The organism is Psychrobacillus sp. NPDC096426, assembly GCF_044762745.1.
GTDB lineage: Bacteria > Bacillota > Bacilli > Bacillales_A > Planococcaceae > Psychrobacillus.
The window spans coordinates 138,851-161,770 of the sequence record NZ_JBIWEX010000006.1 but is presented as its reverse complement, the minus strand read 5'-3'; the positions used below and the strand labels follow the sequence as shown (position 1 = coordinate 161,770).

At 38.6% G+C, this 22,920-nt stretch carries 23 protein-coding genes and 1 pseudogene; 6 read left to right on the top strand and 18 right to left on the bottom strand.

The genetic code is table 11. The features are described 5' to 3' along the window. Positions 1-332: 332 nt before the first annotated feature. From ACIQYS_RS07275 to ACIQYS_RS07220, 12 genes and pseudogenes are all read right to left on the bottom strand, one after another. Positions 333-782: a GNAT family N-acetyltransferase gene (locus tag ACIQYS_RS07275; RefSeq protein WP_402976857.1), complete on the bottom strand. Its 450-nt coding sequence runs from the start codon at positions 780-782 to the stop codon at positions 333-335. 21 nt (positions 783-803) lie between these two features. Then, a pseudogene (rsgA, locus tag ACIQYS_RS07270) lies at positions 804-1,858 on the bottom strand (ribosome small subunit-dependent GTPase A). A gap of 401 nt (positions 1,859-2,259) precedes the next feature. Beyond that, on the bottom strand, positions 2,260-3,222 hold the full coding sequence (locus ACIQYS_RS07265; protein WP_402976854.1) for an ABC transporter ATP-binding protein: 963 nt from the start codon (positions 3,220-3,222) through the stop codon (positions 2,260-2,262). A gap of 11 nt (positions 3,223-3,233) precedes the next feature. Then, positions 3,234-4,157, bottom strand: a complete 924-nt coding sequence (locus tag ACIQYS_RS07260; protein WP_402976851.1) for a C40 family peptidase — start codon at positions 4,155-4,157, stop codon at positions 3,234-3,236. 11 nt (positions 4,158-4,168) lie between these two features. Continuing rightward, on the bottom strand, positions 4,169-5,251 hold the full coding sequence (locus ACIQYS_RS07255) for a mandelate racemase/muconate lactonizing enzyme family protein (RefSeq protein WP_402976848.1): 1,083 nt from the start codon (positions 5,249-5,251) through the stop codon (positions 4,169-4,171). Positions 5,252-5,266: 15 nt separating this feature from the next. Then, positions 5,267-6,190 carry a S66 peptidase family protein gene (locus tag ACIQYS_RS07250; RefSeq protein WP_402976845.1) on the bottom strand — a complete coding sequence of 308 codons (924 nt, stop codon included), beginning with the start codon at positions 6,188-6,190 and terminating at the stop codon, positions 5,267-5,269. Positions 6,191-6,249: 59 nt separating this feature from the next. After that, the gene (locus tag ACIQYS_RS07245; RefSeq protein ID WP_402976842.1) at positions 6,250-7,905 is read right to left on the bottom strand and encodes a peptide ABC transporter substrate-binding protein; all 1,656 of its coding nucleotides are present in this window, start codon (positions 7,903-7,905) and stop codon (positions 6,250-6,252) included. A 46-nt stretch (positions 7,906-7,951) separates the two neighbouring features. Then, on the bottom strand, positions 7,952-9,001 hold the full coding sequence (locus ACIQYS_RS07240) for an ABC transporter ATP-binding protein (protein ID WP_402976839.1): 1,050 nt from the start codon (positions 8,999-9,001) through the stop codon (positions 7,952-7,954). 5 nt (positions 9,002-9,006) lie between these two features. Further along, positions 9,007-9,954 (bottom strand): ABC transporter permease, encoded by a 948-nt coding sequence (locus ACIQYS_RS07235; RefSeq protein WP_402976836.1) that lies wholly within the window; start codon positions 9,952-9,954, stop codon positions 9,007-9,009. Then, positions 9,954-10,889, bottom strand: coding sequence for an ABC transporter permease (locus ACIQYS_RS07230; protein ID WP_402976833.1), 936 nt, complete (start codon positions 10,887-10,889; stop codon positions 9,954-9,956). The genes ACIQYS_RS07235 and ACIQYS_RS07230 overlap by 1 nt, the downstream gene beginning before the upstream one ends. A 15-nt stretch (positions 10,890-10,904) precedes the next feature. Continuing rightward, a complete protein-coding gene (locus ACIQYS_RS07225; protein ID WP_402976983.1) occupies positions 10,905-11,729 on the bottom strand; it encodes a M55 family metallopeptidase in 825 nt (274 codons plus the stop codon). A gap of 255 nt (positions 11,730-11,984) precedes the next feature. Then, complete coding sequence (locus ACIQYS_RS07220; RefSeq protein WP_402976830.1) at positions 11,985-12,344, bottom strand: hypothetical protein; 360 nt, start codon at positions 12,342-12,344, stop codon at positions 11,985-11,987. Positions 12,345-12,767: 423 nt separating this feature from the next. Between ACIQYS_RS07220 and ACIQYS_RS07215 the strand changes: the two genes are divergently transcribed. The 3 genes from ACIQYS_RS07215 to ACIQYS_RS07205 all read left to right on the top strand — a co-directional run bounded on the left by ACIQYS_RS07215 (position 12,768) and on the right by ACIQYS_RS07205 (position 16,456). Beyond that, complete coding sequence (locus ACIQYS_RS07215) at positions 12,768-14,261, top strand: BCCT family transporter (protein WP_402976827.1); 1,494 nt, start codon at positions 12,768-12,770, stop codon at positions 14,259-14,261. A gap of 120 nt (positions 14,262-14,381) precedes the next feature. Then, positions 14,382-15,344 carry a magnesium/cobalt transporter CorA gene (corA, locus tag ACIQYS_RS07210; RefSeq protein WP_402976824.1) on the top strand — a complete coding sequence of 321 codons (963 nt, stop codon included), beginning with the start codon at positions 14,382-14,384 and terminating at the stop codon, positions 15,342-15,344. Between the two features lie 17 nt (positions 15,345-15,361). Then, positions 15,362-16,456, top strand: a complete 1,095-nt coding sequence (locus ACIQYS_RS07205) for an RtcB family protein (RefSeq protein ID WP_402976821.1) — start codon at positions 15,362-15,364, stop codon at positions 16,454-16,456. A 24-nt stretch (positions 16,457-16,480) separates the two neighbouring features. On the opposite strand, the gene ACIQYS_RS07200 is transcribed toward ACIQYS_RS07205, so the two are convergent. The 4 genes from ACIQYS_RS07200 to ACIQYS_RS07185 form a co-directional block, all read right to left on the bottom strand. Beyond that, positions 16,481-17,287: a hypothetical protein gene (locus ACIQYS_RS07200; protein ID WP_402976818.1), complete on the bottom strand. Its 807-nt coding sequence runs from the start codon at positions 17,285-17,287 to the stop codon at positions 16,481-16,483. Positions 17,288-17,381: 94 nt separating this feature from the next. Continuing rightward, positions 17,382-17,759: a hypothetical protein gene (locus ACIQYS_RS07195; protein ID WP_402976815.1), complete on the bottom strand. Its 378-nt coding sequence runs from the start codon at positions 17,757-17,759 to the stop codon at positions 17,382-17,384. A 19-nt stretch (positions 17,760-17,778) separates the two neighbouring features. Next, entirely contained in the window at positions 17,779-18,252 is a 474-nt protein-coding gene (locus ACIQYS_RS07190) for an acyl-CoA thioesterase (RefSeq protein ID WP_402976812.1), read from the bottom strand. 56 nt (positions 18,253-18,308) lie between these two features. Then, entirely contained in the window at positions 18,309-19,271 is a 963-nt protein-coding gene (locus ACIQYS_RS07185) for a DUF4003 family protein (protein ID WP_402976809.1), read from the bottom strand. 92 nt (positions 19,272-19,363) lie between these two features. On the opposite strand from ACIQYS_RS07185, the gene rluF reads away from it, so the two are divergent. The 3 genes from rluF to ACIQYS_RS07170 all read left to right on the top strand — a co-directional run bounded on the left by rluF (position 19,364) and on the right by ACIQYS_RS07170 (position 20,937). Continuing rightward, on the top strand, positions 19,364-20,068 hold the full coding sequence (gene rluF / locus ACIQYS_RS07180) for a 23S rRNA pseudouridine(2604) synthase RluF (protein WP_402976806.1): 705 nt from the start codon (positions 19,364-19,366) through the stop codon (positions 20,066-20,068). A 113-nt stretch (positions 20,069-20,181) separates the two neighbouring features. Further along, positions 20,182-20,604, top strand: coding sequence for an SRPBCC family protein (locus tag ACIQYS_RS07175; protein ID WP_402976803.1), 423 nt, complete (start codon positions 20,182-20,184; stop codon positions 20,602-20,604). Further along, the gene (locus ACIQYS_RS07170; protein WP_402976800.1) at positions 20,605-20,937 is read left to right on the top strand and encodes an ArsR/SmtB family transcription factor; all 333 of its coding nucleotides are present in this window, start codon (positions 20,605-20,607) and stop codon (positions 20,935-20,937) included. A 46-nt stretch (positions 20,938-20,983) separates the two neighbouring features. On the opposite strand, the gene ACIQYS_RS07165 is transcribed toward ACIQYS_RS07170, so the two are convergent. Together ACIQYS_RS07165 and ACIQYS_RS07160 are read right to left on the bottom strand one after the other, a co-directional pair. Then, positions 20,984-22,525, bottom strand: a complete 1,542-nt coding sequence (locus ACIQYS_RS07165) for a Mur ligase family protein (RefSeq protein ID WP_402976797.1) — start codon at positions 22,523-22,525, stop codon at positions 20,984-20,986. Positions 22,526-22,618: 93 nt separating this feature from the next. Then, positions 22,619-22,912 carry a DUF6509 family protein gene (locus tag ACIQYS_RS07160; protein ID WP_402976795.1) on the bottom strand — a complete coding sequence of 98 codons (294 nt, stop codon included), beginning with the start codon at positions 22,910-22,912 and terminating at the stop codon, positions 22,619-22,621. Positions 22,913-22,920: the final 8 nt, after the last annotated feature.

The window sequence follows — 22,920 nt, the reverse complement described above, 5'->3', positions numbered from 1 at the left end:
GCAACGGTTCTAATATTTCTTATTGGTTTGTTTAGCTAAACGCTAATTAGATAGCTTATTTCGTAGATTGAAGCGGAAGGCGGCGACTCCAGCGGCAATAGCATGAGCTGAAAGCCCCGCAGGAGCGCAGCGACGAGGAGATTGAAGCCATGCCCGCGGAAAGCGTCCGCCTGAAGCGGATATCATAGCGAACACTTAATCGAGCTTTTTAGTGCGCAGTATCCCTAAATCGTGGCATACCGTCTACATATATATTTCCTTAAGAATAAAAAAAACTACTAATCGAATGAATTAGTAGTTAAAAAGGAATTCTTTTTCAATATCTATTTTATTTAACGATAGTTCAGTTGGGTAATGAAGAAGTTGGGCTCTACTTCGATATCCTTTGTTTTAGAGAATCCAAAACGTTCATACAATCGGATAGCCGGTGTATTTTTAGCTCCTGTCGTTACAACTATTTGTTGAACGGACTGTTTAGTTGACAATAGGTATGTTAGCAACAAAGATGCAATGCCTTTTCGAAAATATTTTGGGTGAACAACAAGCCTACAGATGTCGATCAGTTCTGTCGTTTCTGTAAATGAGATAAATCCTGCTAATTTTAACCCTTCAAAATAACCGAGGAAAATTTCATCGGAACTCATAAGGCTTTGAGATGTGTCATTTAGCCGGGGAATTCCATTAAACTGTATGATCTCCGCTTCTATTTGATAAGCTGGAAGTTGGATCGCCAACAGTTGATCTGCTATCTCTTTGTGGCGATGATTAAGCAACTGAATCATCCTGGTCTCCTTTTCTACCGTTTATTTTTTCTTCGAATAATTACTTCTCTGTGTTTTCGTAATTTGTTTCCATTTACCACGCTCTACTTTTCGAGCAGCCACATCATTTTTTCGCTCGATGTGTGCAAGTTCTCTCATTAACTTTACATAGCTTCTATATCGCTCTTCTTTAAGTACACCTGAGTATATGCCCCTTGTATTGCACAACCTGGTTCTTTTACATGCTTACAGTCTCGAAAACGACATCCTTCCGCAAGTTCCTCAATATCTTTGAAACTCGCACTTACTCCCTCACTTGTATCCCAAAGTTGAAATTCTCGCATCCCAGGAGTATCTATTAATAAACCTCCGCCTGGTAATAATGTAAGCTCTCTATGCGTCGTTGTATGTCGTCCTTTACTATCATCTTCTCGAATTTCATTAACAGCCATTACCTCTTCGCCAGACAAAGCATTAATTAAAGAAGACTTCCCTACTCCCGAAGATCCTAAAAGTGCACCTGTTTTACCTGCCGACAAAAGATCTGCCAGATTATCGATCCCTTCTCCTGTTACACTGCTGACCGCAAATATATCGACACCAAAAGCAACAGATTCTACTTCGCTTATATAGTACGCCAAGTCCTCACATGCATCTTTTTTTGTCAGAACAACGACAGGAGTTGCTCCAGAATCCCATGCTGCTAATAAGTATCGCTCTAATCTGCGTACATTAAAATCGTCATTAAGGGACATCACAAGAAAGACATAATCGACATTTACAGCGACTAACTGTATCTCTATTGTTAAGCCAGCCACTTTTCTTGAGAACTGTGAGCTACGAGGGATCACTTCATGGATGATTCCTTTTTCCTCTCCTGGCATTTGTTCCAATACAACCCAATCTCCAACCGCTGGAAATGCTTCACGACCATGATCAAATTTAAACTTTCCAGAAAGTGAACATAGCCATTCTCCTTCATTTGTTATAACGCGATATAAATGTTTATGCTCTAATAAGACGCGACCTGCGATTCCACTACTTTGCTTTTTTTCTTCCCATTTATCGTTCCAACCATATTTTTCAATTAAATTCAATTTTACTTCCTCCTAATTTTCGGTAGAAAAGCGGCAGTGCCTATGTCTACCCCGACAGGCAAATGGGGAATTGCGAGGAGGCAGCTCCTCAGCCACCACAGCAAAGAACTTCTGCGACGAGCTCCGCGCAGGAGCAATTATCCATTTGACCCCGAGGGGTAAGGCACTGAAGCTAGACAACAATAAAAAAACCATGATTGCACAAATCAGCAATCATGGTTTCCCGGTCATTAGAAAAGAAGCATATCCAAAAGACAAGCATAAAAAGACAATGCTTTTAGATATATCTAGAGTGGGACATCATGAACTTACTGATTTGTGTATTTAAAATTAAATTTGCCATAATGCCTCACTCCTTTTTCTTTAAGTTATTTTCAGAATACAGTAAATTCAGCGACTTGTCAATTATATAAATGACAGGCAACAAAATGTCCTGTTTCTTGTTCTTTCCACGCCGGTTTTTTTTCTGAACAAATAGACATCGCATGCGCGCAGCGTGTTCTGAAAACACAACCAGATGGTGGGTTTATCGGACTTGGCAGCTCACCATGCAACAAAATACGTTGACGGGATTCCTCGATATCTGGATCTGGGATCGGAATAGCCGATAATAAAGCCTGCGTATAAGGGTGCAATGGCTCCTCGTATAACTGGTTACTCGTTGTGAGCTCCACCATCTGTCCTAAATACATCACTCCAATTCGGTCCGAAATGTATTTCACCATCGATAAATCATGCGCAATAAATAAATATGTTAATCCCTTTTCTCTTTGCAGCCGTTGCAAAAGCTTCACTACTTGCGCTTGAACGGAAACATCTAAAGCGGAGATTGGTTCATCCGCGATGATGAAGTCAGGATCTAACGCGAGTGCACGCGCAATTCCTATTCGTTGTCTTTGTCCACCGGAAAACTCATGGGGGTAGCGGTTAGCATGATCTCTATTTAAACCAACGTCTTCTAATAATTCATACACTCTATTTTTTATTGCTTCTTTCGTTTTATACAAATTATGTACTTCCATTGGTTCTGCAATAATTTCTAGTACGGTTGACCTGGGGTTTAGTGAAGCATACGGGTCTTGAAAGATCATTTGCATCTTTCTAAGAAATTCTTTTCGTTCTTTATCGTTCATCTCATGTACGTTTTTATTTTCAAAAAGAACATTACCTTCTGTTTTATTGTACAATCCTAAAATTGTTCGACCTGCAGTAGACTTTCCGCAGCCAGACTCTCCAACGAGTCCAAATGTTTCTCCTTTTACAATATCAAAACTAATACCATCAACAGCTTTTAACGTTTCCCCACGTCCTAGCTCAAAATGTCGTTTTAAATCTTGTACGGATAAAAGAACTTTTTCCGTCATGTATATCCCCCCTAAACGGCATATCTTCTCACTGCACAAACTTCCTTCTCTAGCTTAGACCCTTTTAACACCAATATTTCAACCGCTTTTCCTGTTGAAGGTGAATGCAATAATTGACCATTTCCATAATAAAATCCAACATGACGAACCGGACCAGTGCCCCCATCGTTTGCAAAAAACAACAAATCTCCTTTTTTCCAAGTGGATGGCTCATGTAGCGAAACTTCTTTCCCACTTCGTGCTTGATCACTTGCATCACGCGGGATTAAATATCCGCACGCCTTTAGCATATTGTACGTAAACCCAGAACAGTCATAGCCATATGGAGACATCCCACCCCATAAATAAGGTAAATCTAAGTAATGTTCACCGAGAGTCACTGCATCTTCCGCAGAACGTTTTGGATATTGTTCCATAGACGTCGCAAATTCAACATATTTTTTTGATAGCATCGCTTCTCCGTGAGGTGTTTGAACGGTAAATACGGATGCACCCTCCGAAATAACTGGTAGAATTGTATTAATCGGAACGATAAGTAACGGATTCCCTTCTTTATCCCACAGTTGCACTTTCGAGGCATTTACATGTGCAACGCCAATGGAATCAACATGTACTGATTTTTGTAATTGTTTTACTGGAACCCAACCAGGATATCCACGAGTATCTTTTTTAGAAGGTTGCCATACAGCAATGATTTTTGCCCATTCACCTTCTATCTTTTCTACAAGAACCGGTTCCCCGTAAAGAAGTTGCGTTTGTATACGATTTTCATCACAAAGTGCGAGTCGTTCTTTATACGTCAATGCTTCCAACCACTCTGTCAATAGAACCGGTTCTGAAATCCCAGGAGTATCTATCTCTCTCGCTGAAGACGGCTCCGTCCAAACCGTCGCTACTTTTACGGAACAAACCCATTCACTCGCTCCTGTTCCCATCTAAAAACCCCCTACACGATTTTCCAATTTGAAATACCAAGACCGTGTTCTTTTGAAAACGTCATCTTACTTCCTTCATAGACGACTCCACCAACAACTAGATCTTTCGCAAGCATCAATGGTGCATCAAAATCGAAGTATTGAATATTTGGTTGACTAGCAGCAAAATGGGCTGCAGCTGTAATACCTATTTTCGTTTCAATCATACTTCCTACCATACATGCAACTCCATTTGCTTCAGCGAGTGCATTAATCTTATTCGCATTATATATACCGCCCGATTTCATCAATTTAATATTGATCAAGTCTGCAGCCCGTATTTCTAATACACTTTTTGCATCATGGACTGTAAATACACTTTCATCCGCCATAATTGGCGTATCCGTATGGTCGGTAACGTACTTCAACCCTTTTAAATCGTGCGCAGGAACAGGTTGCTCTACTAATTCAATTTCAAGCCCTGCATCTTCCATTGTTCGAATAGCTCTAACTGCTTCTTTAGCGTTCCATCCCTGGTTGGCATCCAGTCTAAGTTTTGGATTATGTCCTATTCGTTTACGAATAGCATGAATACGTTCAATGTCTTCTTTCATTTCACCAATACCAACTTTTACTTTTAACATATTAAATCCTTCTTTTATATACGTTTCTGCGTCATCAGCCATTTCTTCTGGCTTGTTTACACTAACTGTAAAATCAGTTTCAAGTGCTGCTCTATGTCCACCTAGAAATTGAAACAAAGGGAGATTAGATTGTCGAGCAAGCAAATCATAAAGTGCCATATCAATCGCTGCTTTAGCGCTCGTATTTCTCATGAGTGAACCATTTATTTTTTGAAAAATACGTTCACTTTCTAATAAATTTAACCCGATAAGCTGCGGTGCAATTATTTCATTAATCGCATACCGAATGCTAGCCATTGACTCTCCCGTTATCACATGAGTCGGAGGGGCTTCTCCATATCCAATAACCCCTTCGCTACTAGTAATTTTCACATAAACGGAGTACGCAGTAGTGACAGTCCGTAATGCGGTTTTAAACGGCTTAGTAAGTGGAATAGCTACGTCAAATGTTTCTATGGATTGGATAATCAATCGGTTGCCCCTCCTTTATTCGACACCTGGTAGAATAGCTAAAGACAAGTTATTCGCATCTAGCTCAGCTTCAGCCCCAAGTGGAACGGCAAAATGTGGTTCGCAGTGCCCTATTTTGAAACCTTTGACAGCCGGCTTACCTAGCTGTCCTAAGTAATGATCTAGCACTTCGTCTAATGATAGGGAAACTTTACGTTTTTTGGGTTCCGCGTCTTTAAAATCACCGATAACAAAACCTGCTGCAGCCTCTAATATCCCTGCTTGTCTAAGCTGATTGAGCATTCCGTCCACTCGGTATGGTTCTTCCCCAATGTCTTCTATTAACAATAACTTCCCTCTCGTGTCGACTTCGTACTTTGTTCCGACGCCACTTGCAAGGAGTGATAGATTTCCTCCTGTCAATTCACCTCTCACTACTCCTCCCGAAAGTGGTTCGAGTGGAGAGATTGCTTCTGTATAGTGAAGTTCCATCGGTTCAAATAGCTGTCCAAACATTTTCTTCGATAAATCGGAAAATGTATCTTTCCCTACGTCTGAAGCTAACATTGGGCCATGGAATGTGACGATATTAGAGTATAAATTCATACCGGTATGTAAAAAAGTGATATCTGAGTAGCCCCAGAAAATTTTCGGGCATTCATACATTAATTGAAAATCGATTTTATCGGCATATCTAGCTGAACCGTATCCTCCACCTGCACAAATAATTCCAGCAATACTCGGATCAGCGAACATTTCGTGTAAATCTTCTAAACGCTCTTCATCTGTGCCAGCTAAATAACCGTATACATTTTCGACGTGTTTCCCCATTTTATAAGATAAGCCTAGTTCATCTAAAAATGCCAAGGAACGGTTTAACTGCTCTAAGTTTGGTGGACTGGAAGGTGCGATAATTCCAATTGTATCCCCTTGTTGTAATCGTTTTGGACGAATTTTCATTTATATTTTCTCCTTTTTTAAGACAAAAGGGGCGGCACCCAAAAGGCACCGCATCTTTTTTAGTTTTTATCAGCCCATTTTAGATCCAAATAACCTACTGGGTGTCTAATAATACCCGATACAGACGGTTTTTCAAGCGTAACTTGATTGTAATAATAAAGTGGGAAGATAGGCATTTCTTCCATTAGTAATGCATCTGCCTCTATTAACATCGCCCAACGTTTTGACTCGTCTGTTTCATTTTTTATATTCTCGATTAACTTATCATACTCTGCATTCGACCATGTTGTACGATTCATCGAGGAACCAGTAATAAAACTTTCTAGCGCATTCACAGGATCTGCATAATCAAATAAGAAAGATGAACGTGATAGTTGATATTTAAATTCTTTTTGCTCTGCAGCAAATACACTCGCTTCAACATTTTGTAAAGTCACATCTACCCCTAAAACTTCTTTAAATTCACTTTGAAGCGCTTCAGCAATTTTCTTGTGAGAATCACTTGTAGAATAAGTTAATGTTACTTCAGGTAGTTTCGCGTAACCCTCTTCTACCATACCTTCAGCTAATAAAGTTTTCGCCTTATCTGCATCAAATCCAACAAGTGTTCCAGCAGTTTCTCTAAACTCTTTACCATCAGGTCCTATGAATCCATAAGGGATAAATCCATCGGCTGGTTTCTGACCATTTTTCGTTACATAATCAACAATTTCCTGTTGGTTAACTGCGTAAGCAAATGCTTGACGAATTTTTTTGTTTGTAAAAGGCTCTTGTGATACGTTAAAACGGTAAAAATATAGGCCTGCTTGGTCCTCATTTTTTAGTTCTGGATCATTCATTAAACTTTCTGCAAGTTCAGATGGTACCCCAGATGTATCCAGTTCATCTGTTTGATACATTTGATATTCGGTATTGGAGTCATTGATCATTGCCCATTCTACTTTATCTAGCTTTACGGACGCTACATCCCAATAGTTCTCATTTTTCTCGAAGCTAAAGCTTACGTCATGTTTCCAATCTACTAATTTAAATGGGCCATTCCCAACGAAAGTATCTGCATCTGCAAACCATGTTGGATTTCCCGTTGCTACTTTTTCATTTACCGGGAAGAAGCTTGGGTTCGTCACGATATTTAAAAATGCTTCCGTTGGTGTATTTAGTTTCACTTCAAACACTTTTTCTTCTAATGCTTTAATCGCTACAGCATCAGCAGTCCCCGTTCCGCTATTGTAAGCTTCTGCTCCTTCGATGAAGTACGCAAGAAACGCTGCCGGAGATGCAGTTTCCGGATTAAGCATATGAAGCCATCCATACACAAAATCGCTCGCTAAAACTGGATCACCATTGGACCATTTTGCATTATCACGAATCGTAAATGTATACGTTAACCCGTCATCTGACACATCCACTTTCTCCGCTGTTGCAGGCTCTGCTAGATGGTCTTTTGAAAGTCTAACTAACCCTTCCATTAAATTATTTAAAGAATTCCAAGATACTGCATCAAACCCCACAGACGGATCGAATGAGGTTGGTTCATTTCCATTATTCAAATAGAGTACTTTTTCTGTTGGCAATGACTCTGTTTCTGTTCCTGCTTCCTCTTTATCCCCTTCTGTTTCTGTGCTCGGTTTTTCTCCTGCATCTTTCGTAGCTGTACAAGCACTTAACACAAGTACAAATAATGCCACTAAAAATAACGATAACCTCTTCTTCATCCTAGTTCCCCCTTTGTATTGTATATGTGAATGCACTTACGCGCGCTCATCCAATTTTATCTTGTGCTTGCAATACCTTTACCTTTGCTCGTTCGTCTTGTAGCCAACAATCTACCCCATGCGTTTCAGATAACTTAGATGAGAATGGATATACATGATCACAAACCTCCATTGCATATTCGCATCGCGCCTCAAATGGACAGCCTTTCGGTGGAGAAAATAAATCCGGCGGCGTTCCCTCAATTGGTTGCAACTCTTCTTCCACTAAGTCTAATCGGGGTACTGAGTTTAGTAACCCCTTCGTATATGGATGTTCAGGAGTATAAAAAATCTCTCTTTTGTCGCCAATCTCTACTATTTTTCCTGCATACATTACCGCAATTCGATCCGCTATTTTTGCTACAACTCCTAGATCATGCGTGATTAATATAATAGATATTTCTTTCTTCCGTTGAATTTCTTCAAACAATTCTAAAATTTGCGCTTGTATTGTAACGTCTAGTGCAGTAGTTGGCTCATCCGCTATTAAAATTTGCGGATCACAAATGAGGGCAATAGCTATAACGATCCGTTGACGCATACCGCCCGAAAATTGATGAGGGAACTGCTTTAAACGCTCTTCTGGATTCGGAATTCCTACCAACTTCAACATGTCAATTGCCTTTTCCTTCGCTTCTTTCTTCCCGATTTTCTGATGCGTACGCAGTCCTTCTGTTAATTGCTCTCCAATCGTTAACGTCGGGTTTAAAGCAGTCATCGGATCTTGAAATATCATCGAAATGTCGACCCCTTGGATTTTCCGCAACTGTGCCTTAGACATCCTCGTTAATTCTTTTCCTTTAAATAAAATACTCCCGTTTTTAATAATTCCAGGTGGCTGTGGGATTAACCCCATAATTGCACTGGACGTAACACTTTTACCACAACCAGATTCCCCAACTATTGCAAGTGTTTCGCCTTTATACAAGTCAAAGTCGACACCCCTAACAGCCTCTACCTCCCCGCCGTAAGTTCGAAAAGAAACTTGTAAGTTATTCACTTGTAATACTTTTTCGTTAGATGTTAATTTCTTTTCTTTTCTCTTTTCTTTAGTCACCATTTTTACCTCCTCAGCTTTGGATCAAGTGCGTCCTGCAAACCATCTCCTAGTACATTAAAAGCAAACATTGTAAGGGATATAAAAAGTGCAGGAAAGAATAATCGCCACCAATGCCCGGATAATATAACTGGTAATGCATCATTCGCCATAACCCCCCAACTTGCAAAAGGAGCAGCAACGCCAAGTCCTAGGAAACTCAAGAATGCTTCCGCAAAAATAGCACTTGGAACAGTAAGGGTCATTTGAACAATAATGGGACCCATCGTATTCGGTAGTAGGTTTTTCCGAATAATGCGAGAAGTCTTTGCACCAAACGATTTAGATGCCGTCACAAATTCATAGGTTTTAATCTGCAGTACTTGTCCTCGAACAATACGAGCCATACCTACCCATCCAGTTACTGTAAGAGCTACGATAATCGTAGTTAAGCTCGCCCCCATGACCACCATTAGTAAAATAACTACTAACAAATGCGGTAAACCGTAAAGTACTTCCACTACCCGCATCATTACTGTATCCGTCCGGCTACCTTTATACCCACTAAACCCGCCGTAAATAATGCCGATAAAAAAATCAATGAGTGCTGCCATAATACCGACAAATAGGGAAATTCGTGCACCATACCATGTTCTAGTAAATACATCCCTTCCCGCTTCATCCGTACCGAACCAATGAGCTGCAGATGGCGCTTGATTCTGACTTGGATAATCCGTTGCTGTTACTGAGTAAGGAGAAAAAATCGGACCAAATATTGCAAAGAACATCAGTAAAATTAGAAATATTAGCCCACCCATTGCAAGCTTATTTTTGCGTAGTCTTCGCCAAGCATCTTGCCAATAAGACAACGAAGGTCTTACGACAGACTCTGCCTTTCCTTGTTCTTTCTGTTTTGGTCGGAACCATTCATCTTTAATAACTTGAGGAGATACTGTATTTTGTGTATTGGTCATTATGCATCCCCCTCTTTTCGATGTAATTTTATGCGAGGATCTAAAAATCCGTATACAATATCCACTAAGAAAAGCATGAATACGAGAAATGCGCTATAAAATACTGTAGATCCCATTATTACTGGGTAGTCACGATTATTAATGCTTTCTACAAAGTATTTTCCCATTCCAGGAATCGCAAAAATCTTCTCGATAACAAAAGTTCCAGTTAAAATGCCAGCAAGCATTGTCCCCATAATCGTTACGACTGGCATAAGTGCATTCCTTAATGCGTGCCGGACGACAATCCGAACTGGTGAAAGTCCTTTTGCAAGAGCCATTTTAATATAATCCTGCGTGAGTACTTCTAGCATACTAGATCTTGTTAAACGTGCAATAATTGCAGTAGGTCCCGTAGCAAGAGCAAGGATAGGTAAGATCATATGCAAAGGACTACTCCATGTAGCGGCCGGGAGTAACTCCCAAGTCACTGCAACTTGTTGGATAAGCAAGGTCGCTAATACAAAGTTCGGCACAGAAATACCAACTACCGCAAAGGTCATCGCTAAATAATCTATTATGCCGTTATGTCGGAGAGCCGCAAGAGTCCCTAAAATAACTCCAGACAATAATGCGACGAGTATGGTGGCCATACCGAGCTCAAAAGAAATAGGAAATCCTCTTGCAAGTAATTCATTCACCGATTCGTTTGGTTTTTTGATGGAAGGACCGAAGTCAAAAGTCACAATTGACTTTAAGTAATATAAATATTGAATATGCATTGGTTCATCTAGTTTATAAAATTTCTCTAAGTTTGCTTGAATAGTAGGATTAGAAGTACGCTCCTCATCGAATGGTGAACCCGGGATGGAGTGCATCAAAACGAATGTTAAAGTGGAGATGATTAGAATTGTTGCGATCATCATGATAAAGCGTTTAATGATATACATCGACATAAGCAAACTCCCTCCCTAACAAAATTTTGTCTGCATCGCAAGCTCTACCATTACAAGCATTGCACGGTAGGCTTCTAATATATCTTTCGCTTCGAACTTAACGATTGTTGTTCCTTTTATAATTTCGCAACCAGGCATAAGAGCTGCCCATTCTGCTTGACCATAATTAGCAAACTCAATTCGTAACGTAGGATTTTTTGGTGGTACGAGTGGTTTTATTTGATCACGGTTTCTAATGGCTTCAGCAACCTTTTCTTTCAATAATGCATGTGCTTTTTGCGGATGCAATGTTTTAACAGCAGACCTAGAGATAGATTCTTTCACAACCGCAGTGGCGACTCTAGGAATCAATGCTTCAGCTTCCCTGCACGCACCATCATCCCCTGCAACCATGATAACCGGTACACCAAAATGTCCTGCTACATATGCATTTAATCCCAATTCACCAATTTCTATATCGTTTATACTCATATTTCTTACGCCAAATATCATCGAATGGCTCATTACCCCTGGTTGTCCTGCTCTAGAATGATAACCAGCAAATACTGCTCCTATGTATGATTTATCTAACGATTGCACCATTGAAAACGGTTTCACATCTCCTGTTATTAGTGAAGCCTCAGGATGTAGCTCCTCTACTAAAATATTATTCATCTTCGAATGACTATCATTTACCAGAACTTCTTTTACCCCGCTTGATAAAGCCCCTTCCACAATCGCATTTGCTTCTTGCGTCATTATACGTCGCGCACGTTCATAATTATGCTTACTCGAATCTACGAATGTATAGTCTGGTAAGCCTGTGATTCCTTCCATGTCTATTGAAACAAAAAGTTTCATTTTCATCATCCCCATATCTCTTTTGATAAACATTTCCAAAAATCGAATAATTATTACTCTATCAAAATAAATTGAAAATTACAATATATCTCACAATTATAAATAATAAAATTGACTATGCATTGGTAATGGTGTAGAACTCGTTCAGTTCAACACCATCCAAAACACCTAAACTTATAGTGCCTTGTTTGAAATAACTAAAAAAGCAAATGCACTTAAAATGCATTTGCTTTTTGCAAATAAGGACGTTCAACTTTAGTATCTAGGTTGACCTGGGGAAAATTGTTGTTGGACATATTGTTGTCCTACAAATTGTTGGGGTACAAATTGTTGTTGTGGGAATGGCTGTTGAAATCCTGGTTGCATCGGAAAAGCTTGTTGAGGTGGATTTACTAAAACATTTCGATTAGTTTCCGTGAAGAAATGTTGAGGTACGTTTACAAGATGTTCTCTATTCACATTCACAATTGGATGAATAACAGGCTGCATTCTTGGTATAAACGAATCACGCACTCGGAATTGTGGCGGACATACTATTGGTTGAGCAGCTGGCATTTGATGGCAACCACACATTCCTCCGTGCATGTGGTGCCCACATGAACTACATGGTCTCATGACAAATTCACCTCCTTCTTACTTATATATTAGTAGATGCAGCAGACTAAATTACAAACGAGACAAACACCTCAATTCATTGCAAATAAAAAAGAACGCCTATGTATAGGCATTCTAATTGACTATGACTTATTGATTTTTTCCTAAACATGTTTTGTATTTTACTCGATCGATTCCTTTACGAATGGGTATCTAGAATCCAACGAGGTCCTTCCGGCAGTTAGGTTAGCTCCTTGAAATCATTTGTTTTATTTATTCTGTCAATAATGAATTTTATATATTTTATTTAGGTGTTTCTAGTTGTTTTAAATCTTCTTATTTTGGGTATCATTTTGAAGAAACGGAACCCTTGATATCATTTGATTTCACAGTGCCTTATTAGTATAGTTAAACATTTAAATTATCCATTTACGAGGGGGAAGTATGAAGAAACTATCTATTACATTTTATATCACTATAGGCTTAGTCATTTTAGCCGCCGGGTATGGAGCACTACAACCCGAAAGTTTTGAAGAAATCACCACTGTCATCAAAGGCTTTGTTGCATCTTCTTTTGGTTGGTACTACATGCTATTGATGACGTTCATGTTGGCACTTAATATATTTTTTATCTTTAGTCCTTACGGAAAAATCCGGTTGGGAAAAGATACCGATCGTCCACAGTTTTCAACGGTAACGTGGATTTCTATGCTATTTTCTGCTGGAATGGGTATTGGACTCGTTTTTTATGGTGCTGCCGAACCTTTATCGCATTATGCAATCGATCCAGCAACAGCAGAACCAAACACAGCTGCAGCTTTTAAAGAAGCTCTTCGCCAGTCTTTCTTCCATTGGGGATTTCACGTGTGGGCTATGTATGGAGTTGTCGGGTTATCCCTTGCGTTCTTTCAGTTCCGTAAAGACGAACCAGGGTTAGTATCAGCAACATTAAAGCCCATTTTCGGTAAAAAGATGGAAGGACCGTTGGGCGTACTCGTCGACGTCCTTGCTATTTTTGCTACAGCATTTGGTGTCGCTACTTCACTCGGCTTCGGTGCCGTTCAAATTAATGCAGGTTTAAACTATCTTTTTGGGGTGTCGATTGGAATCTTCCCACAGATTACTATTATTTCCATCATAACAGTTCTCTTCGTTGCTTCTGCATGGTCGGGTTTAAGTAAAGGAATTAAATATTTATCGAATGCAAACTTAGTATTAGCACTTGCAATACTTGGTTTTGTTATTGTCCTAGGTCCAACATTACTCATTTTTGATATGTTCACGGATTCATTTGGAGGATATTTAGCCAATATCGTTCAAATGAGCTTACGTACGGCACCACTTAGCACAACTAATCGCGAGTGGCTTGAAAATTGGACGATCTTTTATTGGGCTTGGTGGATTTCATGGGCACCTTTTGTCAGTATGTTTATAGCTCGTGTATCGAAAGGCAGAACGATTAAAGAGTTCATCACCGCTGTATTGGTTGCACCTACATTACTTGGAGCACTTTGGTTTTCTGCTTTCGGAACAACTGCTATCAATATGCAAAAAGAAGGTATTGCTGATTTAGCGCAAGCCTCTACGGAGTTGACTATCTTTGAGATGTTCCATTCGATGCCGTGGGCGACGATTATATCTGTTGTTGCGGTAGTACTTATTGCTTGCTTTTTCATCACATCAGCCGATTCCGCAACCTTTGTTCTCGGTATGCTATCAACAAATGGTTCAATGACACCGCCAAATAAAGTGAAACTTATTTGGGGAATTACTTTGTCAGTCATTGCCATGACTTTGTTGTCCGTTAATGGACTTACTGCATTGCAGAATACGATCATTATCGCAGCCTTACCATTTTCTTTCGTGATGCTTCTCATGGTTGCCTCTTTAATGATGGGATTGAAAAAAGAAGTGAAACAGACAAAAATCAAAAAGTAAAAAAAGATAAAATGCCAAGGATTATCCGCTTTCCTTGGCATTTTCCATTTGTTTATGGATATGTCTTTGAATACATAGAACGAATTATGAGATAATAAGAGCTGCAAGGAGGGTTTTAGAATGATTCGAACTCTTGGAATAACTGCCAACCAAGAAATAATAATGGATTTCCAGCTAGAGGATATTGCCGAAAAAGCGTTTGAATGGTATTGGGTAGATATTGGTGAACCTACCAAAGAAGAGGAAGCACTACTTAGTTCCTTCTTTCATTTTCATCCACTTGCAATTGAAGACTGTTTATTTCGACTTCAACGACCAAAAGTTGACCATTATGAGGGGCATTCTTTTTTTGTATTGCATACATTTAACGAAGATACGCTAGAAGCAGAGGAACTGAATTTATTTGTTGGACACAACTTTGTGGTGACTTTCCACTTTCCTCCTATGCACGAATTAGATCAAGCACGAGAACGTATTGTGCAAAATCCAAAAGGTTGGGACCGCGGAACGATGCACGCGACTTATCATATCGTTGATGAAGTGGTGGATGCGTATTTTCCGATTGTCTATAAAATTGAAGATTATTTAAACGAGATAGAAGATAAGCTATCGTCCAATGCATGCCATTTATCAATGGATCAAGTATTTGACCTTCGAAGTGATTTGCTAAGATTGCGTCGAACGATTATTCCAATGCGAGATTTGCTGTACCGGATGATAAATTCCGAACGTGTCAATTTGCAACGAACCGAAAAAGCTTATTTTGGTGATATTTACGACCATTTGTTAAAGCTTGCCGATATGATAGAGTCGAATAGAGAGTTAACTGCTGATATTCGAGATAGTCAGATGTCCATTAACTCGATCCATATGAATCGAATTATGATGATTTTAACGACTGTTTCCACTGTTTTTATCCCTTTAACATTTATCGCAGGTGTATATGGGATGAATTTCAAAAATATGCCAGAGCTTGAATGGCGTTACAGCTATTTTGTAGTTCTTGGTATCATGCTGATCATTGCAGTGTCGATGCTCGCTTGGTTTAAATATAAGGGTTGGTTTAACTTGTTTAAAAACTAACTTAACGAGGTGAAACTTTGATAGAAATAAAAGGAACATTTAATAATGCACTTGTTTTTACTAATAGGATAGAGGAAACGGCGAAGCGTCAAGTAGAGGAGCTTTGTAGTCTCTCCTTTTTACAAGATACGAAAATACGAATGATGCCAGATCTTCATGCAGGAAAAGGTTGTACTGTCGGGACAACGATGACAGTTTCCGACAAAGTTGTACCTAATTTTGTTGGAGTCGACTTAGGTTGCGGTATGATTTGCGCAAAACTAGAGATTAAAGAAGAAGATGTTAACTTCGAAAAACTAGATAAAGCAATTAAGAAAAATGTCCCAAGTGGAACTCGGATTAGAAACAAAGAGCATCGTCATACGATAGAAATACCATTTGCGGAAGTGGTTGCTCCAATTAATGAAAACCGTGCGCGTTTAAGTTTAGGTACACTTGGTGGTGGTAATCATTTTATCGAACTGAACGTTGGAAATGACGGCAGTATTTATTTAGTAATACACTCAGGCAGCAGAAATTTAGGAAAACAAATTGCAGAACATTATCAGCAAGTTGCCCACCAAACCCTAGGAGATGCTGTTCCGAAAGATTTAGCGTATGTAGAAGGTAAAGAGATGAAGGATTATTTATGGGATCTCTCTATCGCACAAAAATACGCAGCACTCAATCGTAAAACGATGGTCGATGTCATTTGCAGAGGAATGAACTGGAAAATTGAATCAGCATTCGACACGATTCATAATTATATAGATTTAGATAATATGATCCTACGTAAAGGTGCTATTTCTGCACAAGATGGAGAAATTGTCATTATCCCGATGAATATGCGTGATGGTTCATTAATTTGCCGTGGAAAAGGAAATCCAGAATGGAATTATTCTGGTCCACATGGTGCGGGCCGTATTATGAGTCGTTCCCAAGCAAGAAAGCTCGTTGCATTGGAAGACTTTCAAGATTCAATGAAAGATGTATGGAGTACTTCTGTTGTAGCAAGTACGGTTGATGAATCGCCATTTGCTTATAAAGATATGCACGATATACTCGCACATATTGACGAGACAGTAGATGTGCTAGAAGTGATTAAACCAATATACAACTATAAAGCACATTAAAAAGGAGCTGAAAATGTCAGCTCCTTATTGATTGGCCGTCCAGTAGTAAAACAACGCGGTAAAGGTTAGTTTTTCTATATGGGTTAAATCTGAAGCTAGCGATACGTGCGTGTTCATTGCTTGTGCTTCAAATGCTGGGTGAGTTGCATAAGGAAACATACCAAAACGGTACGTTGCCAAGCGTTTTCCCTCAAAACTATTTACGTCAATGTCTCCGTACGTACTTTTCGCTTCCATTTGATGTGTTTTTTCATTGTTTGTATCGAAAATAACGGCTCTATTTTTCACTGAAATGATTGGCATAATGACAGTAGAAATATGAGTTTTCGTTTGGTCACATACTTCTATTTGCATGAATTTGAATTTATTTTTAATTGAAAACTGGCTTACTAGCTTTCCATCTATTGTCTTCAAATCATATGTAATCGGAAAGAATATGCCTCTTTTAAAAATGGCGAAGGCGGATAGCTTACGAGTGACTGACTGATCTTCTGTAGGTGTAATTGTGTAAAGTCGTTCTCCTGTATGGGAGACTAAGTAACTCCGTGGAATGAACGATATATCATTTTGAAAGTTAAGTTCATGAACTGGAAAATCAACAGTATAATATTCACTATCTATTTTCTTCTCATCTGGTAACTTTTCTGCAGCATGCTGAAAAAAAATAGACGTACCAAACAGCATGAATATTGTAAATCCTATCATAAAATGCGTTTCTAAATCTTTCCACATAACATCTCGAAAGATAATAACTAGTGCCATATAAATAACTAACGATAACAATGAACCTAATTTCGTATACTTTGCTGTCCGTTCATATATATGCTTCATTTGCAACACCTCTACAAATATATACGATTGAACATGCAGTATAGTTTCAAAAAAACCTTTAGAAGCTATTTTCCCATAACTTCTAAAGGAGATTTCATTGATTCTTTATTGCTCGTCCAAATATTCTTTTCAAAAAGTATCCTAATCCATATAAGCAAATGAGCAAAAAAATGATTATTAACGTTGTTTCCAATGCGGAGGGTAAACGAAAAGGCTCCAAGAAAATCTGCAATAACACGAGCAGATATATGGTTCCTGCACCGCCTGAGAGCATCACGACGCCGATAATAGCAAGTTGAGGGAAAGTAGACCGCTTTATGCGATGCCGATGTTTTACAACTTCCAGAATTACCGCAAGACCTATAATTGTAAAGGTGAGCGTCAATTCCTTCAAATAGATCGAGTTGATCAAATAAACGACAAGCAATATAATCAGAATATATTTGTAAAGTTCATCGATTTGCTTTAGCATACGATCACTTCCTAATTTTCTAGTATCTCATCTCCATACGTTGTCTACGATGTAATCGTCTTGCTGGTCCTGTTTCAAATAAGCGAATCTCATCTTTCGTTTCCGGATGAATACCTTTTACGGGAATCGGTTTATTATTCTCGTCCACTGCAACCATTGTTACAAAAGACTCGGTTGTTAACTTTTCTTCACCAGTTAAAACATTCATCGATGTTACACGAACATATACTTCCATGGAAGAGCGACCTGTAGAAGAAACGATTGCATCTAGCTCAATTACGTCCCCGACTCTTGCAGAAGAAACAAAATCCACTGAATCGATTGATGCTGTCACAACCGCACCTTTTGCATGCTTCATCGCAGTAATTGCTGCAATTTCATCGATATAAGCAAGTACTTTTCCACCAAAAATCGTTTGATGGTGATTTGTATCTGGTGGGAGGACTAAATGGGACTGGATTGTTCTAGATTGACTCATCGGATTTGTGTTCATATTTTATTGCTCCTTTTAATCGTATGTTTCTATTCTTTATTAGTATACCATGATGGTTAATTAGTATTGGATGATGCAGCTACACTCGTTGCAGCAATGGTCGAAATCATCATTGCTTGCTGTGCTTGCAAAATCAGTTCTAAAGAAGTTGCCATTGAAATTGCCGCTGTTGCATACGTATCTTTGGATGATCTTAACGAAAGTCCAAATGCAATAGGCAATGCCGACTCTTTATACCAGGACAACAACTTCATATTTGCGATCGATTCGTAAGCAGTAACGATTTCATTTAATTGATCTTCTCCTAATTTTAATACAGCCATAAATCCAATAATCGGATATTGCGGCATCGACGTTTTTATTTTGACGCTTTTTAAGCCATCACGAATAATAACCGCTCTTTGTATTAAACTCTCTTCATAGTTAGGATTGGTATACGTTAATATTTGTGACATCCATTGCAATTCATTGCCTGCATAAAATTTATATTCCTTCAGTTCTTTATAATACCTGTTCATCGTTTCGGCACGAACAGCAGTGTCACCGTCTAGCTTTCCTAAAAACATCGCATAAGGGTAATCATCCGTAGATGTTAAAAAACGATGATGTTTTTTCATATCTGCCATCAATTGTTCTGCACGTTTTATTTCTCTTGGCCAATTCTCTTTGTCATCAGACATCATTAACGCAGCTAAATACGCATAGCTATTCATCTTAAAAGAAGCTACTTTTAATGCTGCCGCTTTTTCCATAAGTAAATCTACCGCTTGTTTCGGTTCCATATCACTAACATCTAGCGTGGATACGAAAAGGGGATGTAAGTGAGAACGTAATGGAGTAAAAATACCAGCACTTTTATTAATATGCGTAGAAATCTCATTATATCTTTTTTCGTTAAATCCTTTCTCTAATGTTACATAATACCCTGCAAGTGACAATGTTACTCTTTTATCTACCGTCCACCCTAAAACTTTTTTTAGTGCATTAAATGTTTGCTCGATTTTTTCATTTACCGTCAATCCACTCACTCCTTTTCTTTTTTACGGAATTTGCACTATAATAGTTTCACTCTTTGATATAATTATTCTAACTAAAAAGGTAGGTGGCAATCATGCGTATTAATAAATTTTTAAGTGAAGCTGGCATTGTATCTCGCAGAGGTGCCGATAAATGGATCACAGATGGAAGAGTCATGATAAACGGAAAGCAAGCGGAGTTAGGTAGCCAAGTAGAAGCTGGCGACGATGTAAAAGTAGACGGAAAACCGATCGTCGTGGAACAACCACTGGTGTACCTTGTCTTAAATAAGCCCGTTGGTATCACAAGCACTACGGAGCGTCACATAAAAGGAAATATCGTCGACTATGTGAATCATCCACTTCGCATTTTCCATATTGGTCGATTAGATAAGGACTCAGACGGTCTCATCCTATTAACGAATGATGGCGATATTGTAAATGAAATTCTCCGTGCTGAAAAAGGGCATGAGAAAGAATATGTCGTCACAGTCAATGAAAAAATTACCGATACATTTTTAACTAAAATGGCGGCAGGAGTTAACATACTCGGTACAAAAACACTTCCTTGTAAAGTAAAAAAGTTAGGTCCTAACATGTTTAACATTACTTTGACACAAGGTCTCAATAGACAAATTAGAAGAATGTGCTCTGCACTTGGTTTTACTGTTAAACGATTGCAACGCATTCGAATTATGAATATCACAATAGAAGGTCTTCCTATCGGAGAATGGAGAGAGTTGACGGAAAACGAGAAAACAGAATTATTCACGACACTTGACTATTCCCCTAAACGATAGTTTTGCAAACATGGAATGCTGTTTTATTTTCATTTGACATAACACCAAATGGTTTCGTATAATGAATAAAATGAAACTAAAAGGTTTCGTATTTTAAGAAAGTAGGGAAACCGTTGGAAAATACATTACAAGATATTACACAAACAGTCATATTAAATGCTCCAATTCAAAAAGTATGGGATAAAGTCTCAACGTCAGAAGGCATTGCATCTTGGTTTATGCCCAATGATTTTAAGTTAGAGAAAGGTCATAAATTTCATATTCAATCACCTTTCGGACCATCTCCTTGTAAAGTAACCGAAGTAAATCCTCCTAATAAGCTTTCATTTATATGGGATACAGAAGGTTGGTTTGTCTCTTTTATTTTAAATGAAATGGGAGAGCAAACGGAGTTCACGCTTATTCATGGTGGGTGGAAACAACCAGATGCACTCATTTCAAAAGCAAATCAAAAAAGCTCAGTTATTCATGAAACAATGTCTCAAGGTTGGGTGGGTATTGTTCAAAGAGGATTGCGAAAGGCTGTTGAAAACTAATTGTCCTCTTCTGCACAAAAGTATGATGTGTTCCAAGCAATAGCTGACCCAACGCGTAGAGAAGTTTTAAAGTTGCTTGCTCATAAAGAACTACCAATATCGGAAATTACTTCTCATTTTCCGATGAGTCGTACAGCAATCGCAAAACATCTTCATATACTTTCAGAAGCCAATTTAGTGAGCGGACAAAAAGTCGGTAGAGAAAAAAGATACAGTCTACAACCAGAATCGTTCCAAGAGTTAAAAGATTGGCTTTCTTATTACGATCAATTTTGGAATAATAAGTTGTCTATTTTGAAGCATATGGTCGAAAACGATAACGAAGATGTATAAAATAACGAAAAAGACCGATTGAATTTTCATCGGTCTTTTTTCATTATTAAGAATTTCCAGCTACTCGTTTTTCTAGCGCTTGGAATAATTTCTTTTTATCTACGTTTGGTCGAATTGTTTCAAGTTGTTCTAATGCTATTTTTGCACCATAGTCCATTCCTTGGCATCCAGCAAGTAATACAAGATCGCCTTCTGAAACATCTCGCAAACCTTGTTCAATTGCATTTGGTAATTCTTCGTATAAACGAACGCTAATTCCCGCTTCTTCCATCACTTCTTCAAATACTGCAAGCTCGCTAGCTGAAACAACGTCCTTTTGTGTTACATGGGAGCGGCTTAATGTAGCGATTACTTCATGAATGCCTAGTCTTGGTGCCCATTTCGCAATCGTCTCTGCATTTTCTCTATTCACCGTGACTCCTCGGTCTCCTCGAATTGCATACACGAGGGAAATGCGATTAAAATCCATTTTTTCTAATGTACCTAACGTAATATCGATGTTTCCGCTATTCGCGAAGTGGTCATCGATAATTTTAAAGTCATCTTCAAAGATAATTTCGAAACGACGTTCTACTCCGACAAATTCGCGTAAGCTTTTTTGAATTGTCGCAACAGGCACTTCGCATAATAATCCAATAACGATACTAACCATCGAATTATAGACAGAATGGAAACCCGGTGTAGAAAGTTCAATTTGGAATTGTTGCTTCGGAATAACCATCTCCTTCGTAACAATATCTTTTGAAATTACTACGGTGAATTTTGCACGACCTGTTGATAAGTCTAAGTTTTTGCAAGTTACATCTGCAGATTGCTCTTCTACACCAATGGTGATCACTTTTGCTTTTGTTTGATCTACTAGTGAAGCCGAATACGTATCATCTAAATTTAAGATGGCTACTTTATTTTCTCCAGCGTTGCGAATAAGGCTAGATTTATGTTCAAAATAATTTTCAAAAGATGAGTGTAAATCGATATGCTCGCGACTAATATTATTCAATGTAACAATATCAAAATCGACGCAGCCTACTCGATTCAACTCAAGTGCTGATGAAGAAACTTCCATCGTCGCATGTGTTACATCCTCTTTTACCATTTGTGCATAAAATCGTTGTAAATCAAGTGATTCAGGTGTCGTCAGTTCAGAAGGTTCTGCATAATCACCAATTTTCACTACAACAGTTCCCATTAATCCTGTTTTCAAACCTTGGTTTTCTAATATAGCATTCGTCATAAACGAAGTAGACGTTTTCCCATTTGTTGCAGTAATGCCAATTGTTTTTAGTTTACGAGTCGGATGATCATAAAAAGCATCTGCAAGTGTAGCAAGTGCAATACGTCCATTTTCCACTTTATATTGAGGAACTTCCAAACCTTCGATAAAATCCTCTACAACTAGTGCTACTGCTCCATTTTCCACTGCTTGTCCAGCAAACTTGTGTCCATCAACTTTAAATCCTTTCACACAAACGAATACTTGTCCTTTTTCCACTTTGCGTGAATTATAAGCGATACCTGTTATATCTAATTGTTTTGCATGTTTAACTTCTGTTGTATTTACGTATTCCATTAACTTTGTTATTTCCATTCAAGTGGCCACCTTTTTGTGAAATCGATTGTACATTACAGTTTACCCCAATTAACAAAAGAAGAAAACCGAGGAGGAAGTCCCTTCTCGGTTTTAAATTGCTTCCTTATAATGTTCTTTACAAAAAGTAAGAACTTCTACTTCTTCTTCCCCTTCTAAAGCAAAGTCTAGTACGTTCCCATTGCTACGATTCAAGAAATGATATTGTACGATACGCTCTTCCGTTTCTATGACTGCTAAAATTACTCGTAAATCTAAAGAGCTATCTTCATCAAATAATTCGTCATCTTCGGGCACTTCTATTCCTAATAAAAACTCATAGCGATCACCCGTAATAATGCCCGTTGGATCTTTTATTTTTTCAACCTCGTAGGATGTTATATTCACAAAGTCCA

What these genes read in the sequence shown, in the direction of transcription:
- ACIQYS_RS07275 (WP_402976857.1), bottom strand. Translation starts at nt 782, where the DNA reads ATGATTCAGTTGCTTAATCATCGCCACAAAGAGATAGCAGATCAACTG.
- ACIQYS_RS07265 (WP_402976854.1), bottom strand. Translation starts at nt 3,222, where the DNA reads ATGACGGAAAAAGTTCTTTTATCCGTACAAGATTTAAAACGACATTTT.
- ACIQYS_RS07260 (WP_402976851.1), bottom strand. Translation starts at nt 4,157, where the DNA reads ATGGGAACAGGAGCGAGTGAATGGGTTTGTTCCGTAAAAGTAGCGACG.
- ACIQYS_RS07250 (WP_402976845.1), bottom strand. Translation starts at nt 6,190, where the DNA reads ATGAAAATTCGTCCAAAACGATTACAACAAGGGGATACAATTGGAATT.
- ACIQYS_RS07245 (WP_402976842.1), bottom strand. Translation starts at nt 7,905, where the DNA reads ATGAAGAAGAGGTTATCGTTATTTTTAGTGGCATTATTTGTACTTGTG.
- ACIQYS_RS07235 (WP_402976836.1), bottom strand. Translation starts at nt 9,954, where the DNA reads ATGACCAATACACAAAATACAGTATCTCCTCAAGTTATTAAAGATGAA.
- ACIQYS_RS07230 (WP_402976833.1), bottom strand. Translation starts at nt 10,889, where the DNA reads ATGTCGATGTATATCATTAAACGCTTTATCATGATGATCGCAACAATT.
- ACIQYS_RS07225 (WP_402976983.1), bottom strand. Translation starts at nt 11,729, where the DNA reads ATGAAACTTTTTGTTTCAATAGACATGGAAGGAATCACAGGCTTACCA.
- ACIQYS_RS07220 (WP_402976830.1), bottom strand. Translation starts at nt 12,344, where the DNA reads ATGAGACCATGTAGTTCATGTGGGCACCACATGCACGGAGGAATGTGT.
- ACIQYS_RS07215 (WP_402976827.1), top strand. Translation starts at nt 12,768, where the DNA reads ATGAAGAAACTATCTATTACATTTTATATCACTATAGGCTTAGTCATT.
- corA (WP_402976824.1), top strand. Translation starts at nt 14,382, where the DNA reads ATGATTCGAACTCTTGGAATAACTGCCAACCAAGAAATAATAATGGAT.
- ACIQYS_RS07200 (WP_402976818.1), bottom strand. Translation starts at nt 17,287, where the DNA reads ATGAAGCATATATATGAACGGACAGCAAAGTATACGAAATTAGGTTCA.
- ACIQYS_RS07195 (WP_402976815.1), bottom strand. Translation starts at nt 17,759, where the DNA reads ATGCTAAAGCAAATCGATGAACTTTACAAATATATTCTGATTATATTG.
- ACIQYS_RS07190 (WP_402976812.1), bottom strand. Translation starts at nt 18,252, where the DNA reads ATGAACACAAATCCGATGAGTCAATCTAGAACAATCCAGTCCCATTTA.
- rluF (WP_402976806.1), top strand. Translation starts at nt 19,364, where the DNA reads ATGCGTATTAATAAATTTTTAAGTGAAGCTGGCATTGTATCTCGCAGA.
- ACIQYS_RS07165 (WP_402976797.1), bottom strand. Translation starts at nt 22,525, where the DNA reads ATGGAAATAACAAAGTTAATGGAATACGTAAATACAACAGAAGTTAAA.